Origin of the sequence: Citrobacter sp. wls710, from assembly GCF_005281115.1 — a bacterium.
GTDB lineage: Bacteria > Pseudomonadota > Gammaproteobacteria > Enterobacterales > Enterobacteriaceae > Citrobacter > Citrobacter werkmanii.
In genome coordinates this window covers 1-14,354 of the sequence record NZ_SZXD01000034.1, presented here as the reverse complement: position 1 = coordinate 14,354, position 14,354 = coordinate 1, and the positions used below count along the sequence as shown (strand labels likewise).

Annotated in this window: 16 protein-coding genes and 1 pseudogene; 9 read left to right on the top strand and 8 right to left on the bottom strand. The window is 51.2% G+C overall.

What is annotated here, in order from left to right; translation table 11 throughout:
- Positions 1-3 precede the first annotated feature (3 nt).
- On the top strand, positions 4-702 hold the full coding sequence (gene urtE / locus FDX14_RS15330) for an urea ABC transporter ATP-binding subunit UrtE (RefSeq protein WP_042308454.1): 699 nt from the start codon (positions 4-6) through the stop codon (positions 700-702).
- A 40-nt stretch (positions 703-742) separates the two neighbouring features.
- Here urtE and ydeE read toward each other — a convergent pair whose 3' ends face one another.
- Complete coding sequence (ydeE, locus tag FDX14_RS15325) at positions 743-1,930, bottom strand: efflux MFS transporter YdeE (protein ID WP_042308451.1); 1,188 nt, start codon at positions 1,928-1,930, stop codon at positions 743-745.
- 198 nt (positions 1,931-2,128) lie between these two features.
- Between ydeE and eamA the strand changes: the two genes are divergently transcribed.
- On the top strand, positions 2,129-3,028 hold the full coding sequence (gene eamA, locus FDX14_RS15320; RefSeq protein WP_042308449.1) for an O-acetylserine/cysteine exporter: 900 nt from the start codon (positions 2,129-2,131) through the stop codon (positions 3,026-3,028).
- Positions 3,029-3,061: 33 nt separating this feature from the next.
- On the opposite strand, the gene marB is transcribed toward eamA, so the two are convergent.
- Genes marB through marR form a run of 3 tightly spaced genes read right to left on the bottom strand, consistent with a single transcriptional unit; the run spans position 3,062 to position 4,148 of the window.
- Positions 3,062-3,280 (bottom strand): multiple antibiotic resistance protein MarB, encoded by a 219-nt coding sequence (gene marB, locus FDX14_RS15315; RefSeq protein ID WP_042308447.1) that lies wholly within the window; start codon positions 3,278-3,280, stop codon positions 3,062-3,064.
- Positions 3,281-3,310: 30 nt separating this feature from the next.
- Positions 3,311-3,694: an MDR efflux pump AcrAB transcriptional activator MarA gene (gene marA, locus FDX14_RS15310; RefSeq protein WP_003032424.1), complete on the bottom strand. Its 384-nt coding sequence runs from the start codon at positions 3,692-3,694 to the stop codon at positions 3,311-3,313.
- 19 nt (positions 3,695-3,713) lie between these two features.
- Positions 3,714-4,148, bottom strand: a complete 435-nt coding sequence (gene marR / locus FDX14_RS15305; protein ID WP_042308445.1) for a multiple antibiotic resistance transcriptional regulator MarR — start codon at positions 4,146-4,148, stop codon at positions 3,714-3,716.
- Positions 4,149-4,405: 257 nt separating this feature from the next.
- On the opposite strand from marR, the gene FDX14_RS15300 reads away from it, so the two are divergent.
- Positions 4,406-5,071, top strand: a complete 666-nt coding sequence (locus tag FDX14_RS15300; protein ID WP_061381352.1) for a MarC family NAAT transporter — start codon at positions 4,406-4,408, stop codon at positions 5,069-5,071.
- 39 nt (positions 5,072-5,110) lie between these two features.
- Here FDX14_RS15300 and FDX14_RS15295 read toward each other — a convergent pair whose 3' ends face one another.
- On the bottom strand, positions 5,111-6,307 hold the full coding sequence (locus FDX14_RS15295; RefSeq protein WP_042308442.1) for a sugar transporter: 1,197 nt from the start codon (positions 6,305-6,307) through the stop codon (positions 5,111-5,113).
- 94 nt (positions 6,308-6,401) lie between these two features.
- Positions 6,402-7,262, bottom strand: a complete 861-nt coding sequence (ptrR, locus tag FDX14_RS15290) for a putrescine utilization regulator PtrR (RefSeq protein WP_137349784.1) — start codon at positions 7,260-7,262, stop codon at positions 6,402-6,404.
- Between the two features lie 103 nt (positions 7,263-7,365).
- On the opposite strand from ptrR, the gene sad reads away from it, so the two are divergent.
- From sad to FDX14_RS15260, 6 genes are all read left to right on the top strand, one after another.
- Positions 7,366-8,754, top strand: coding sequence for a succinate-semialdehyde dehydrogenase (sad, locus tag FDX14_RS15285; RefSeq protein WP_137349783.1), 1,389 nt, complete (start codon positions 7,366-7,368; stop codon positions 8,752-8,754).
- Positions 8,755-8,904: 150 nt separating this feature from the next.
- Complete coding sequence (gene glsB, locus FDX14_RS15280) at positions 8,905-9,831, top strand: glutaminase B (protein ID WP_042308422.1); 927 nt, start codon at positions 8,905-8,907, stop codon at positions 9,829-9,831.
- The gene (locus tag FDX14_RS15275) at positions 9,831-10,190 is read left to right on the top strand and encodes a DUF4186 domain-containing protein (protein ID WP_079224238.1); all 360 of its coding nucleotides are present in this window, start codon (positions 9,831-9,833) and stop codon (positions 10,188-10,190) included. The genes glsB and FDX14_RS15275 overlap by 1 nt, the downstream gene beginning before the upstream one ends.
- A gap of 80 nt (positions 10,191-10,270) precedes the next feature.
- Complete coding sequence (locus FDX14_RS15270) at positions 10,271-10,798, top strand: GNAT family N-acetyltransferase (protein WP_137349782.1); 528 nt, start codon at positions 10,271-10,273, stop codon at positions 10,796-10,798.
- A 106-nt stretch (positions 10,799-10,904) separates the two neighbouring features.
- Positions 10,905-12,356, top strand: coding sequence for a tagaturonate reductase (locus FDX14_RS15265; protein WP_137349781.1), 1,452 nt, complete (start codon positions 10,905-10,907; stop codon positions 12,354-12,356).
- Between the two features lie 210 nt (positions 12,357-12,566).
- Positions 12,567-13,481, top strand: a complete 915-nt coding sequence (locus tag FDX14_RS15260; protein ID WP_079224232.1) for a bestrophin family protein — start codon at positions 12,567-12,569, stop codon at positions 13,479-13,481.
- On the opposite strand, the gene FDX14_RS15255 is transcribed toward FDX14_RS15260, so the two are convergent.
- Positions 13,474-13,854, bottom strand: coding sequence for a GFA family protein (locus tag FDX14_RS15255; protein ID WP_061381341.1), 381 nt, complete (start codon positions 13,852-13,854; stop codon positions 13,474-13,476). The genes FDX14_RS15260 and FDX14_RS15255 overlap by 8 nt on opposite strands.
- Before the next feature lie 130 nt (positions 13,855-13,984).
- Positions 13,985-14,354: pseudogene (locus tag FDX14_RS15250) on the bottom strand (trans-aconitate 2-methyltransferase); the annotation flags it as partial.

The window sequence follows — 14,354 nt, the reverse complement described above, 5'->3', positions numbered from 1 at the left end:
CTGATGCTGCAGGTAAATGAACTGAATCAATACTATGGCGGTAGCCATATTCTGCGCGGCGTGAGCTTTGAGGCGCGTATCGGCGAGGTGACGTGTTTGCTGGGGCGTAACGGCGTGGGAAAAACAACGCTCTTAAAATGCCTGATGGGACTTATTCCTGCCCGCAGTGGAAGCGTGCTCTGGCAGGAGAAAAATGTCACGTACTGGAAACCACATCAACGGGTCAGAGCCGGTGTAGCGTACGTGCCGCAGGGACGCGATATTTTTCCGCGTCTGACAGTGGAAGAGAACTTGCTGCTGGGCCTTTCCCGCTTTTCAGCACAGGACGCCCGGCGCGTGCCAGATGATATTTACGCGCTATTTCCAGTGCTACAGGAGATGAAGTATCGACGGGGCGGAGATTTGTCCGGTGGACAACAACAACAACTGGCTATTGGACGGGCGCTGGCCAGTCGGCCGCAGTTGTTGATCCTTGATGAGCCCACCGAGGGGATCCAGCCGTCAGTAATTAAAGAGATTGGTCAGGTTATTTCTCACCTGGCGCATCGGGGTGATATGGCCATTTTGCTGGTGGAACAGTTCTATGATTTTGCGCAGCAGCTGGCTGACAAATACCTGCTTATGTCGCGCGGAAGTATTATTCAAAGCGGTTCCGGCGAGAATATGGAATCCGAGGGAGTACGAGGGCTGGTGGCCATTTGAGATAAGCGACAGAACCACTATGGATCTGTCGCGATAACAATCAGCAGACCGCCGTCTGATCCCAGGGTTTGGCGCGCATACCCTTTATCATTAACGCCCAGGCAAGGACAATCGCCACGATCAGCGCCACAAACAGCGACCATGGCGGTAATGTGGTCAAAATGACGCCGCTGACCAATGGGTTTACCGCGGCACCAAGCCAGCCCAGCGACTGGGCGGAAAAATAGCTGGCTTTCATGCCGGCCGGGGCGATGTTATCGATCAGCATGTATTCGCCCGGTGCGTAAATGACTTCGCCGATCGTGAAAAGGGCCGCAGAAATACCCCAGAACCATAAGCTATTGCCGGAAAACATGAAACCAACCAGGCCGAGCACAAAGAAGATTGTGCCTACTGTCATCAGCGGTCGAATGTTAGCGGCAGTGATCCTGCGTCCAAGGGCATATTGCAGCGATACCACAATTGCGGCATTGACGGGCAGAACGACCGCTACAACTTTTTCGGCAAAATCACCGTTGGCCACCACCATCACGTATTGTGAAATACAGGAGGCAAATGCGCCTCCAACAAATGACGCCAGAAATGCCGACAACGTAAACCAACATAGTGCTCTGTCGCGCAGGAGCACCGAGGGTGACCAAACCGCGGCGTTTGAACCTTCTGATACTACCGTTGAACGTTTTACCCACGTCTGGATAAACACCAGTGGTAAAGCCGAGCAGGCGGCCGCCAGCCAGAACGGTAAGTTAATACTTTGCATCACCAGCAGGGTGCCCAGCGGTGGGCCAACGGTCCAGCCGATGTTCAGCACGGTATAATTAAGCGAGAAAATTTTCGTTTTGTTGGTGGCAGAGAGATTATCGGCAAACCAGGCCTTCAGCACCGTTGCGAAGACGGAGTAGGCGCAGTTGATCAGGGCGAAGAGCAGCACCACCACCACGACGTTATGCACCAGTGGGATCGCAATAAAACCAGAGGCAAAGCCGCAGATAGCCAGCAGCATGTAGCGTTTTTTATCGAACTTGTCGGCCAGAATACCAAAGCCAAGGCTGAAAACGACGCCAATAGTCAGGGCGACCGTCATCGCATAACCGATCAGATCGACGCTCAGGTTATACTGCCGACTGAGGTAAATCGTCATGAATGGCAGCGTAGCGCCGCGCCCAATGGTTAATAACAAGGATGATGCAAGTAACGCGAGAGTGGACCGTCTCAGAGAGATATTCATTTTCCTGCCCGACAATGCATGTTGTTATGTTTTTTTTAGATATCAGAAACAAATAGCATGGTAAAAGTGTGATGTACACTCAATAAGTTGTCGGAAAATGCCCTCAATAGCCTACCTGAATTAATGATCTGTTCCGGTACAATGATTTCCGTTACCTTAACTTGTTTACAAAAATTTAATATTTGCAAGGGCGGTGGTATGTCACGTAAAGACGGGTTGTTAGCGTTGCTGGTCGTTGTCGTTTGGGGCCTGAACTTTGTCGTCATTAAAGTTGGCCTGCACAATATGCCGCCATTGATGCTGGCAGGATTGCGATTTTTACTGGTGGCATTTCCGGCGATATTCTTTATTGCCCGCCCGAAAATCCCGCTTTCGCTGTTACTCGGTTATGGCCTGACCATCAGTTTTGGGCAGTTCGCGTTTCTCTTTAGCGCCATCAAATTCGGTATGCCTGCCGGGTTAGCTTCGCTGGTATTACAAGCTCAGGCGTTTTTCACCATCATTCTGGGGGCATTCGCTTTTGGCGAGCGTTTGCAGGGGAAACAGCTGGTAGGGATTGCGCTGGCCGTCTTTGGCGTACTGGTATTGATTGAAGCTAGTCTGAACGGGCAGCATGTCGGCATGCTCGGTTTTATGCTGACGCTGGCGGCGGCGCTAAGCTGGGCCTGCGGCAATATCTTTAACAAAAAAATAATGCAGCACACGTCGCGTCCGGCTGTGATGTCCCTGGTCGTGTGGAGCGCTTTAATTCCCATTATCCCGTTCTTTTTGGCATCCGCACTGCTTGATGGTCCGACACAAATTGTGCAGAGCCTGGTGGCGATAGATATGATCACCATTTTGTCACTGGTTTATCTGGCGTTTGTGGCGACCATTGTGGGTTACGGAATCTGGGGTTCATTACTTGGGCGTTATGAAACCTGGCGGGTAGCGCCGCTGTCGCTGTTAGTGCCCGTTGTCGGTCTGGCAAGTGCAGCTGTGTTGCTGGATGAAACGCTCACGGGTTTGCAACTGCTGGGTGCGCTGCTGATTATGGCTGGGCTGTATATTAATGTATTTGGCTTTCGTTTGCGCAAGATAGCGCAGGTGAGAGGGTAATAAAAAGCCCCGCCGTGGCGGGGCAAAAACGAATTACAGGTTGCGCGTATTGTAATAAGGCACCCCCAATTCGTCGGACTTATCGCTGCCGGCACCCATATGATTAAAATCGAACGGGGACTGATCGTGCGCAGGGGGCATAATCATTGCGTCACGACTGTTCTGGGTGGCGGGTTGCGCAGTCTGTTCCGCCATGCTCTGGCCCGAAACAACCAACAGCAGGGCCAGCATCGCATAAGACAGAATTTTCATCATTTCCTCGGTTACGTCGTTAACTGGCGATTAGCAATTACACTGATTGAGCGGAAGCAAATAGCGTGATTCGCCGTGCATATTGGTCATACGGTATTTATGCGGCGGAACATCAAAATAGTTTTTGAACGTTCTGGTCAGCGTTTGCTGAGATTCAAAGCCGTAACGCTCCGCCAGATAAAGAATCGGTTCGTTACTTTCTTTTAATTTTTGCGCTATTTCAGTCATTTTACGGCTGCGGATGTATTGACCCAGTGAATGACCGGTTTCTTTTTTAAACATCCGTTGCAGGTGCCATTTGGAGTAACCTGAACGCTCAGACACTTTTTCCAGCGAGAGCGGTGATTCAAGGTTATTTTCGATCCAGTCCAAAATGCTATGAATAGTGATTGTGTCAGTATTGCGTCTGGACATCGTCATACCTCTTTTCTGTTTACGGCAGGATTCTCTTAAGCAAATGCTCAAGCGTGGCTACTTCATCCGCCGTTAAGTTTTTTGTTAGTTCCTGGTGCAGGTCTTGCCCGACTAATTGGTGACACTGCTCGCAAATTGCTGCGCCATGCTCGGTGAGTTTCACCAGCACGCCACGCTTATCATGTGGATTCGGAAGCCTTTCTATCCAGCCTTTACAGGCCAGTCTGTCCAGCATCCGCGTCAGGGCGCCAAGATCGACAGACAGCACTTTTTTCAATTCGACAGGGGTAATGCACACCGCACAACGGATGGAGCAGAGCACTTTGAACTGTGATGCTGTGATATCCAGCGGTGACAGGTAGTCGTTTAGCAAACGATCTTTTTTCTGATTAACCATATAGATCAAACGACCCAGTGGGATGATTTCGTTAAACAGATCACTGGTGCTTTTCACAATGGTTGCCCTGGCAAGTAGTTAGTCACGGCTGATATTATTGCTTAGGCAAATATAAGTCAAATGAATGGGTCGGCAAATGCCACGTTTTGCTAAATCAGCAGGCTCATCAACTGACGTATATAATTTTAACGGTCTGATAATTATGGGTTATAGGCGCGGGCGAAAAATGAATCCTTACACCGTGAAAATGGCTTATCACTCGGCTTTCACCTTATACTTGCCGTTGACGATTAACGCACAGGAAAGATGACATTATGATGGACTTGTTTAAAGCAATAGGGCTGGGGCTGGTAGTCCTGTTACCGTTGGCAAACCCGTTAACCACCGTGGCGTTGTTTCTTGGCCTTGCCGGTAATATGAACAGCGCAGAGCGTAACCGTCAGTCCCTGATGGCGTCTGTGTATGTGTTTGCCATCATGATGGTGGCGTACTATGCCGGGCAGCTGGTGATGAATACCTTCGGGATTTCGATCCCCGGATTACGTATTGCAGGTGGGTTAATCGTTGCGTTTATCGGTTTTCGGATGTTGTTTCCACAGCAGAAGGCGCATGAGTCTCCAGAGGCGAAAAGCAAATCAGAGGAGCTGGAAGACGAACCGACTGCCAATATTGCATTTGTACCGCTGGCAATGCCAAGCACCGCCGGTCCGGGTACGATAGCCATGATTATCAGCTCGGCATCAACCGTACGTCATGGTTCCGAATTTCCTGATTGGGTAATTATGGTTGCGCCGCCGATAATTTTTGCGGTTGTCGGCGTTATCCTGTGGGGTTGTTTACGCAGTTCCGGTGGGATTATGCGTTTGGTAGGCAAAGGCGGTATAGAAGCTATTTCGCGCCTGATGGGCTTCCTGCTGGTGTGTATGGGCGTGCAGTTTATTATTAACGGTGTGCTGGAAATTATTAAAACTTACGCTTAAAAAAACGGGCCCGGTATTGTCTTATACCAGGCCCGTTTTTTATGAATGCTGTGGCTGCTCTTCGAGCGATATCGGCCATTTGCGAAAGATTATCACCGACCATACCAACGCAACAACGGCAGGTACTGCGCCTGTATAACCAATCGTTGACATCGACCAGTGTAAACTCACCTGATTACCCACCAGCGCGCCAGCGCCAATGCCGATATTAAAGATACCGGAGAACAGTGCCATTGCGACATCGGTGGCATCCGGGGCCAGCGCCAGCACTTTTACCTGCATGCCAAGACCGATCAACATAATAGCAATGCCCCAGAAAATACTGAGGATAGCGAGGTGCATTTCGCTGTCAGCGGCTGGCAATAGGAGCACCAGGCATACCGTCAGCAGGGCAATGGCGCTACTGATGAGTATGGAAGCATGTAGATTACCCAGTTTGCCAAATATCACACTACCAATAATACCCGCGCCGCCCAGAATCAGTAGCAGCACGGTAGCAAAGTTGGCGCTCAGTCCGGCGACGGTCTGTACAAACGGTTCAATGTAGCTATAAGCCGTGTAGTGGGCGGTGACCACAATCACCGTCAGCACATACAGGCTCATCAACGCCGGACGGTGGAATAACACCGGCAAACTTTTAAGTGAACCGGAGTGTTCGCTGGGCAATTTAGGCAGTAACTTAATCAGGCAAAGCAGGGTGACTAACGCCCCCATGCCGATAGCAAAGAATGTGGTGCGCCAGCCAAAATACTGACCGACGATACGCCCGATAGGCAGACCCAGCACCATTGCCAGTGCGGTGCCGGTAGCAATCAGGCTAAGCGCCTGCGCACGTTTTCCTGCCGGGGCCAGGCGAATTGCCAGCGATGCGGTAATGGACCAGAAAATAGCGTGTGCAAAGGCGATACCAATACGGCTAATCACCAGCACGGTGAAATTCCATGCCAGGAAAGAGAGCACATGGCTGGCAATAAACACCACAAACAGACAGATCAGGAGCTTGCGTCGTTCCATCTGGCTGGTAAGCAGCATGAAGGGAAGCGACATTAAGGCAACAACCCAGGCGTAGATTGTCAGCATGATCCCGACCTGCGCGGTCTGCATATTAAAACTTTGCGCGATGTCGGACAGCAAACCGACAGGGACAAACTCTGTGGTATTGAAAATAAAACCGGCAATGGCAAGCGTAACTACACGTAGCCACGCCACCTTGCGGGAAACAGTGTCTGTTGTCATAGTGAATAAGTGGATTAGCTGCGAAAAGGTAAGAGTGCGATCTTAAAACGTTTGTTGGTGAAAATACAATCATTTCGTGATGCGGATCTCATTTTTACAGCTGCGGGTTCAATACCTCAATAAATGCTTCCAGTTGCCTCGTCATCGCACCTCTTCGCCAGACCAGCCACGTATTCAGCCAGCGCCAGTTTTCGCTCAACGGCCAGGCGTTGACCTGATGGTGTCCGGGCATACTTTCCAGCATCGAACGTGGAATCAGCGCGATACCCGCACCTGCAATAACGCAGGCCAGCATCCCGTGGTATGACTCCATTTCATGAATGGTACCCGGCATTGCGCGATCGGCATGAAACCAGCTTTCAAAATGTCGGCGGTAGGAACAGTTAGCGCGAAACGCGTAAATACTGCAGCCGTTGACGTCGCTGGCCCGCTGGATGGGAGGGTGACCGTGCGGGGTGACAATCATCATCTCTTCACGATAGACCGGAATACCCTCAAGTCCGGGGTGGGCAACGGGACCATCGACAAAAGCGGCGTTCAACGTGCCGTCCAGCACGCCGTCCAGCATGGTGCCTGAGGGGCCGGTCGCCAGGGCAAACTGAATTTTTGGATAACGTTGGTTATATTCAGCCAACGTAGCAGGGATCCGTACCGCGGCGGTGCTTTCCAGCGATCCGAGCGAAAACAAGCCCTGTGGTTCATCCCCGGCGACGACCATTCTCGCTTCCTCTACCAGCGCCAGGATCCGTTGGCTGTAGCGCAAAAAGTTGTGCCCGGAGGGCGAAAGCCGCAGACGCTGGTTTTCACGAATAAACAGATCGACGCCAAGATCGGCCTCAAGTTGGCGAATACGGGTAGTGAGATTGGACGGCACGCGATGCACCTTCGCTGCGGCCTGTGTAATGCTGCCGGTCTCCGCGACGGCATTGAACATTTCCAGTTGCGTCAGATCCATAATATTCTCTAATCGTGAATGGTGTGGTTAATATTATTCATTTTTCAGAAAGAGTAAATATGCTCATGATATGACCATACCCTGCGATAAAAGAGAGGCACCCATGACTATCACAGCAGCAACACATGCTATTTCGGTTGATCCTACCAGCGGTGAAAGACTGACGGCGATGCCGTGGGCCAGCACCGAAGAGATTGCGCAGGCACTGAGTCTTGCCGCGAGTGCCTACAGTGAATGGAAACAGACTACCGTCGCGCACCGTGCGCATACGCTGCGTCATATCGGCCAGGCCCTGCGTAATCGCGCGGAAGAGATGGCGCAGTGTATTTCACGTGAAATGGGCAAACCCATTAAACAGGCTCGTGGTGAAGTCGCCAAGTCAGCCGCGTTGTGTGACTGGTACGCTGAACATGGACCTGCGATGCTTAACCCGGAACCGACGCTGGTAGAAAATAACCAGGCGGTGATTGAGTATCGTCCTGTTGGAACTATTCTGGCGATCATGCCGTGGAATTTCCCGCTGTGGCAGGTACTGCGTGGCGCCATTCCGATTTTGCTGGCTGGTAATGGCTATTTGTTAAAGCATGCTCCTAACGTAACCGGCTGTGCTGCGATTATCGCGCAGGTTTTTGCTGATGCAGGCGTTCCTGCCGGTGTTTATGGTTGGGTAAATGCCGATAACGCCGGAGTCAGTCAGATGATCAACGACCCGCGTATCGCAGCGGTAACGGTAACGGGTAGCGTACGTGCCGGTGCGGCGATTGGTGCACAGGCGGGTGCGGCGCTGAAAAAATGCGTACTTGAACTGGGTGGTTCCGATCCGTTTATTGTCCTCAATGATGCCGATCTCGATCTGGCAGTTAAAGCGGCAGTCACCGGACGTTATCAGAATACCGGGCAGGTTTGTGCGGCAGCGAAGCGCTTTATTATCGAAGAAGGAATTGCAGAAGAATTTACTGCGCGTTTTGTGGCGGCCGCGAGCGCGCTCAAAATGGGCGATCCGTTAAACGAAGAAAACGACCTCGGACCGATGGCGCGATTTGATCTGCGTGATGAACTTCATCAGCAGGTTGAAGCGTCCCTGGCCGAAGGGGCGAAGTTACTCCTCGGCGGTGAAAAAATAGCAGGTCAGGGCAATTACTATGCCGTGACGGTACTGGGCGGCGTAACGCCAGAAATGACGGCTTTCCGTCAGGAGCTGTTTGGTCCGGTTGCGGCGATCACCGTTGCCAGGAATGCGGAACATGCTCTGGCACTGGCGAATGACAGTGATTTTGGTTTATCCGCCACGGTGTTCACTGCGGATGACGCGCTGGCCCAGAAGATGGCCTCTCGTCTGGAGTGTGGGGGCGTATTCATCAATGGTTACAGCGCCAGCGATGCCCGTGTAGCATTTGGCGGCGTGAAGAAAAGTGGTTTTGGTCGCGAGCTTTCGCATTTTGGTCTGCATGAGTTTTGTAATGTGCAGACCGTCTGGAAAAACCGCCTCTGAAGGTGAGGGTGCCTCCGTCGGGGCACCTGTCATGTTTCGGCATATTTTCTGTCATTGACTCTTTGTCCGCTGACACCTAATGGTCTGACGCAGCGTATTCAGCTCTGTTATACTCGCAGGCCTTTCATACCTGCGAGCAAGGAGCATGTTGTGGCCAGGGCCATGGACAATTCAATTTTAGAGACCATTGTGCAGCAGGTTCGTCCGCTGATCGGTCAGGGTAAAGTCGCTGACTATATACCTGCATTAGCCTCTGTCGACGGTTCCAAACTGGGTATCGCCATCTGTACCGTCGATGGACAGCACTATCAGGCGGGGGATGCGCAAGAACGCTTTTCTATTCAGTCGATTTCGAAGGTTTTAAGCCTGGTCGTGGCGATGCGTCACTATCAGGAAGAGGAGATTTGGCAACGCGTCGGCAAAGATCCATCCGGTCATCCTTTTAATTCCCTGGTGCAGTTGGAAATGGAGCAGGGTATCCCGCGTAATCCCTTTATTAACGCCGGGGCACTGGTGGTTTGCGACATGCTGCAAGGGCGTCTGAGCGCCCCACGTCAACGGATGCTGGAAGTGGTCCGGGCATTAAGCGGCGTCCCGGATATCGCCTACGATGCGAGGGTGGCGCGATCTGAGTTTGAACATTCCGCACGTAACGCCGCTATCGCCTGGTTGATGAAATCGTTCGGCAATTTTAACCATGACGTGACCACTGTTTTGCAAAACTATTTTCACTACTGCGCATTGAAAATGAGCTGTGTGGAACTGGCGCGAACCTTCGTATTTCTGGCGAATCAGGGCCATGCCTTCCATCTTGAGGAGCCCGTGGTTACGCCGATGCAGGCCCGACAAATCAATGCGCTGATGGCGACCAGTGGTATGTATCAGAACGCGGGTGAATTTGCCTGGCGGGTTGGGCTGCCGGCAAAATCTGGGGTGGGTGGCGGTATCGTGGCCATCGTTCCACACGAGATGGCGATTGCTGTCTGGAGCCCGGAACTGGATCCAGCGGGAAATTCGCTGGCGGGTATCGCCGCGCTGGAGCAACTAACGCAACAAATGGGGCGCTCGGTTTACTGATGAATACGCTCGACCCTCTTTTTGCCCGGCTGGCGAAATCGACGTTTCGCTCGCGGTTTCGCCTCGGCCAGAAAGAAAGGCAGTATTGTCTGGATAAAGGCGCGCCGGTTATTGAACAACATGCAGGCGATTTTATTGCCAAACGGCTGGCTCCCGCTTTTCCCGCTAATGATGGGAAGCAGACGCCGATGCGTGGTCACCCGGTATTCATCGCACAACACGCGACGGCGACCTGTTGTCGGGGGTGTCTGGCAAAATGGCACGATATTCCTCAGGGTGTGGCGCTTAACGAACAACAGCAACGTTACGTTGTCACGGTTATATATCACTGGTTAGTGATTCAAATGAACAAGCCATAGATAACATTATCCTATGATACAACTCCTTGTGTTATGTAATTGCTAAAATCATGCTAAGGGGGTCAATCTAAGGAGAAAAAATGGCTTCCTGCAAACCCTGCTTCATGCTGAGTGCGGCACAGATTCTGTCGAGAATCGACGAGCTCAGCGATGTCCTTGAACAGTGCGTCAATGACGGCGCCTCCGTCAGCTTTGTGCTGCCTTTTAATCGTGAGAAATCACGGTCTTTCTGGATGGACGTCGCGCAAAGCGTTGCCCTTGGGGAAAGACTCGTTCTTGGCGCCCAGAATGCCCAGGGAACGCTCGTCGGTACCGTCCAGCTCATTATCGATCAACCTGAAAACCAACCTCATCGCGCCGATGTCGCTAAGCTGCTGGTTCATACCTCTGCACGGCGGAGCGGGATTGCCCGGGAACTGATGAACGAGCTGGAAAGTTGTGCGCGTCAACAGGGCAAAACGTTGCTTGTGCTTGATACGGCGACGGGCAGTGGTGCTGAGTTGTTCTACCACAAGTGCGGGTGGCAAAAAGCAGGAGTGATACCTGACTATGCCAAAATGCCAGACGGGACGCTGACCGGGACCACACTTTTTTATAAAACTCTCTAATTTGTGGCTGGGGATTGATCAAAACAGGGTTTCAATGTATTAAAGTTTGCTAACCTATTGGACCAATTCAATCAGGTTGTATGACTAATCAAAAAGGGAACCCATTGTGCAAACTTTAAATCGTCGCGATTTCCCCGGTGCTCAGTATCCTGAACGCATTATTCAGTTTGGTGAAGGAAACTTCCTGCGCGCCTTCGTTGACTGGCAAGTTGATCTGCTGAATGAGCATACCGATCTTAACTCTGGTGTGGTCATTGTCCGGCCTATCGAAAGTACTTTTCCTCCATCATTGAGTACACAGGACGGCCTTTATACCACCATCATTCGTGGTTTGAATGAGAAGGGCGAAGCCGTGATCGATGCCCGTTTAATTCGTTCGGTTAATCGCGAGATCAGCGTCTATAGTGAGTACGATGAGTTCCTGAAGCTGGCGCATAACCCTGATATGCGTTTTGTTTTCTCCAATACCACCGAAGCCGGCATCAGCTACCACGCTGGAGATAGGTTTGAGGATACGCCTGCGGTGAGTTATCCGGCCAAACTTACCCGACTGCTGTTTGAGCGCTTCAGCCATTTTAATGGCGCATCGGATAAAGGCTGGATAATCATTCCTTGCGAACTGATTGATTATAACGGTGATGCGCTGCGTGAACTGGTCCTGCGCTATGCTCAGGAGTGGGCGTTACCGGAAGCATTTATCCAATGGCTGGATCAGGCCAATACCTTTTGCTCCACGCTGGTGGATCGTATTGTTACCGGCTATCCACGTGACGAAGTCGCGAAGCTTGAAGCGGAATTGGGTTATCACGATGCGTTTCTGGACACCGCTGAACACTTCTATCTGTTTGTTATTCAGGGTCCGAAGTCATTAGCCTCTGAGCTGCGTCTGGATAAATATCCGCTGAATGTTCTGATTGTTGATGACATCAAACCGTATAAAGAACGGAAAGTGGCGATTCTCAACGGCGCACATACCGCATTGGTTCCCGTTGCCTGGCAGGCTGGGTTGGATACCGTGGGGGAGGCCATGAATGACGCGGAGATTCGCGCCTTCGTGGAAAAAGCGATCTATGAAGAAATTATTCCAGTGCTGGATTTACCACGCGATGAGCTGGCGTCTTTTGCCAGCGCGGTGACAGGTCGATTCTGCAACCCGTACATCAAGCATCAGCTGTTGTCGATTGCCCTCAACGGCATGACGAAATTCCGCACTCGCATCTTGCCGCAACTGCTGGCGGGGCAACAGGCCAGCGGTAAACTGCCTGCGCGCCTGACATTTGCACTTGCCGCGTTGATTGCGTTCTACCGTGGAGAGCGTAACGGTGAGTCTTACCCGGTTCAGGATGATGCGCACTGGATGACGCGTTTTCAACAGCTTTGGTCCCAGCATCATGACAGTCAGATAAGCACTGAAGATTTGGTTAAAGCTGTGCTGGCCGTTACAGAACACTGGGAACAGGATCTGACGGAAGTTTCTGGATTGGTGGAACAGGTGACTGCCGATCTGGATAGCATTCTGCTAAACGGCATGCGAGAAGCTGTTAAACCTCTGTGCTAATACGCTGACCCGGCTCAGGCCGGGTTTTTTACAGGCATGGTTTAGTTACAACATACTATGAATTTTTACTTTTAGGGTAACAGTCTGTCGCTTCAACGCATCGTCCGTTCAGCAGGAGGGAAAGATGTTTAAATAGTGTTACGATGAGCTTGCAACATTGATCACGTTCGCGTTTAATGTGACGAGTTTCACATTTTTCCGAAGATAACCATGATCGTTCGCCCCCAACAACACTGGCTACGCCTGATATTCGTCTGGCATGGGTCGGTATTATCTAAAATTTTTTCACGCCTGCTGCTGAACTTCCTGCTCTCCATCGCCGTTATTATCATGCTGCCGTGGTATACGATGCTGGGCATCAAATTTACCCTGGCGCCGTTCAGCATTCTCGGCGTGGCGATTGCAATCTTTTTAGGCTTTCGCAATAACGCCTGTTATTCACGTTATGTTGAGGCTCGACACTTGTGGGGGCAGTTGATGATTGCTTCCCGATCGCTGCTACGTGAAGTAAAAACCACCTTGCCGGACGACGTCGAACTGGGTCAGTTTGTTCGTCTGCAAATCGCCTTTGCCCACTGTTTACGCATGACGTTACGCCGTCAGCCCCAGGCTGAGCCGTTAGCGAAATATCTGAGTGAGGCAGATTTACAGACCGTGTTCGCCTCACAGTCGCCTGCAAACCGCATTCTGTTGCTGATGGGGGAATGGTTGGCTGTACGTCGGCGCAATGGTCAACTGTCAGATATATTATTCCATAGTTTAAACAATAGGTTAAATGATATGTCGGCGGTACTTGCAGGGTGCGAGCGGATCGCGAATACCCCAGTGCCATTTGCTTACACTCTGATACTTCATCGAACGGTATACTTGTTTTGCATTATGTTACCCTTCGCGTTGGTAGTAGATCTGCACTATATGACGCCGTTTATCTCAGTGCTGATTTCCTATACTTTTATTTCGCTCGATACGCTGGCAGAAGAGCTGGAAGACCCGTTTGGCACAGAAAACAATGATCTGCCGCTGGATGCGATTTGCAATGCGATTGAAATCGACTTGCTGCAGATGAACGATGAAACAAACGTGCCAGCAAAACACATTCCAGATAAGCATTACCAACTCACTTAGTTACATTCTTTTGCCACCATGTAGGCTGCATATCTGAAAAAGAATGAAATTCCGGCGCCAGGTCTTCATCGTCAGGATCGTCAAAAGCGCCAGCTAACAGCGCAATAACCGGGGCGTCATCAATGGCGCCTACGGAACTGCCACACTGAGGGCAAAATGCCCGACTTGACGCCTCAGAAGAGCGCCAGGTTGTCGGTTTTCCGCCTTGACCCGTCCACGTTACATTTTCCGCATTAAACTCAATCCAGACGACGGTCGGTGCACCCGTATGTTTCCGACATATATCGCAGGAGCAGGTATGGGAATTATTTGGACTGCTGGCCACGAAACGAATCGAACCACACAGACAGCCACCAATGTAGACTTTAGACATGACAACTCCCGTCAGAAACACGTTGCCAGACACTAGCAGATGACGGGCTTTGCCACTAGTTCCTCATGATAAAAAGGCGAGGGCGCGCATGGCAGATAGTTATCTCCTGTGATGCACTTATAATAAACGCTTAATCATTGCGTCTGGCTACGATAAATAACCGCGGAAAGGCCAGCAAAATTTTACCGTTTTCCTGCAGAGGGTATTGTTCCTGAAGCAGTTCATGATAACGTGCCAGGTAAAGATGTTGCTCATTTTCGCTCAAGTCCTGTAACCAAGGCCGCAGGCCCGTTGAACTTACCCAGTCGATAATCGACTGATGTGAATCCATAACGTGATAATACGTTGTGCGCCAGATATCCACCTCACAGCCCGCTTCAGCCAAAATGTCATAATAGGCGTGTACACCAGGAAGCGGCGAGCGGCCCCGGTCAGGGTAACCTTGTTCATAAGCCACTTCACGCATCAAAACTAGACTGGCCCCCTGAATCACCAGACAA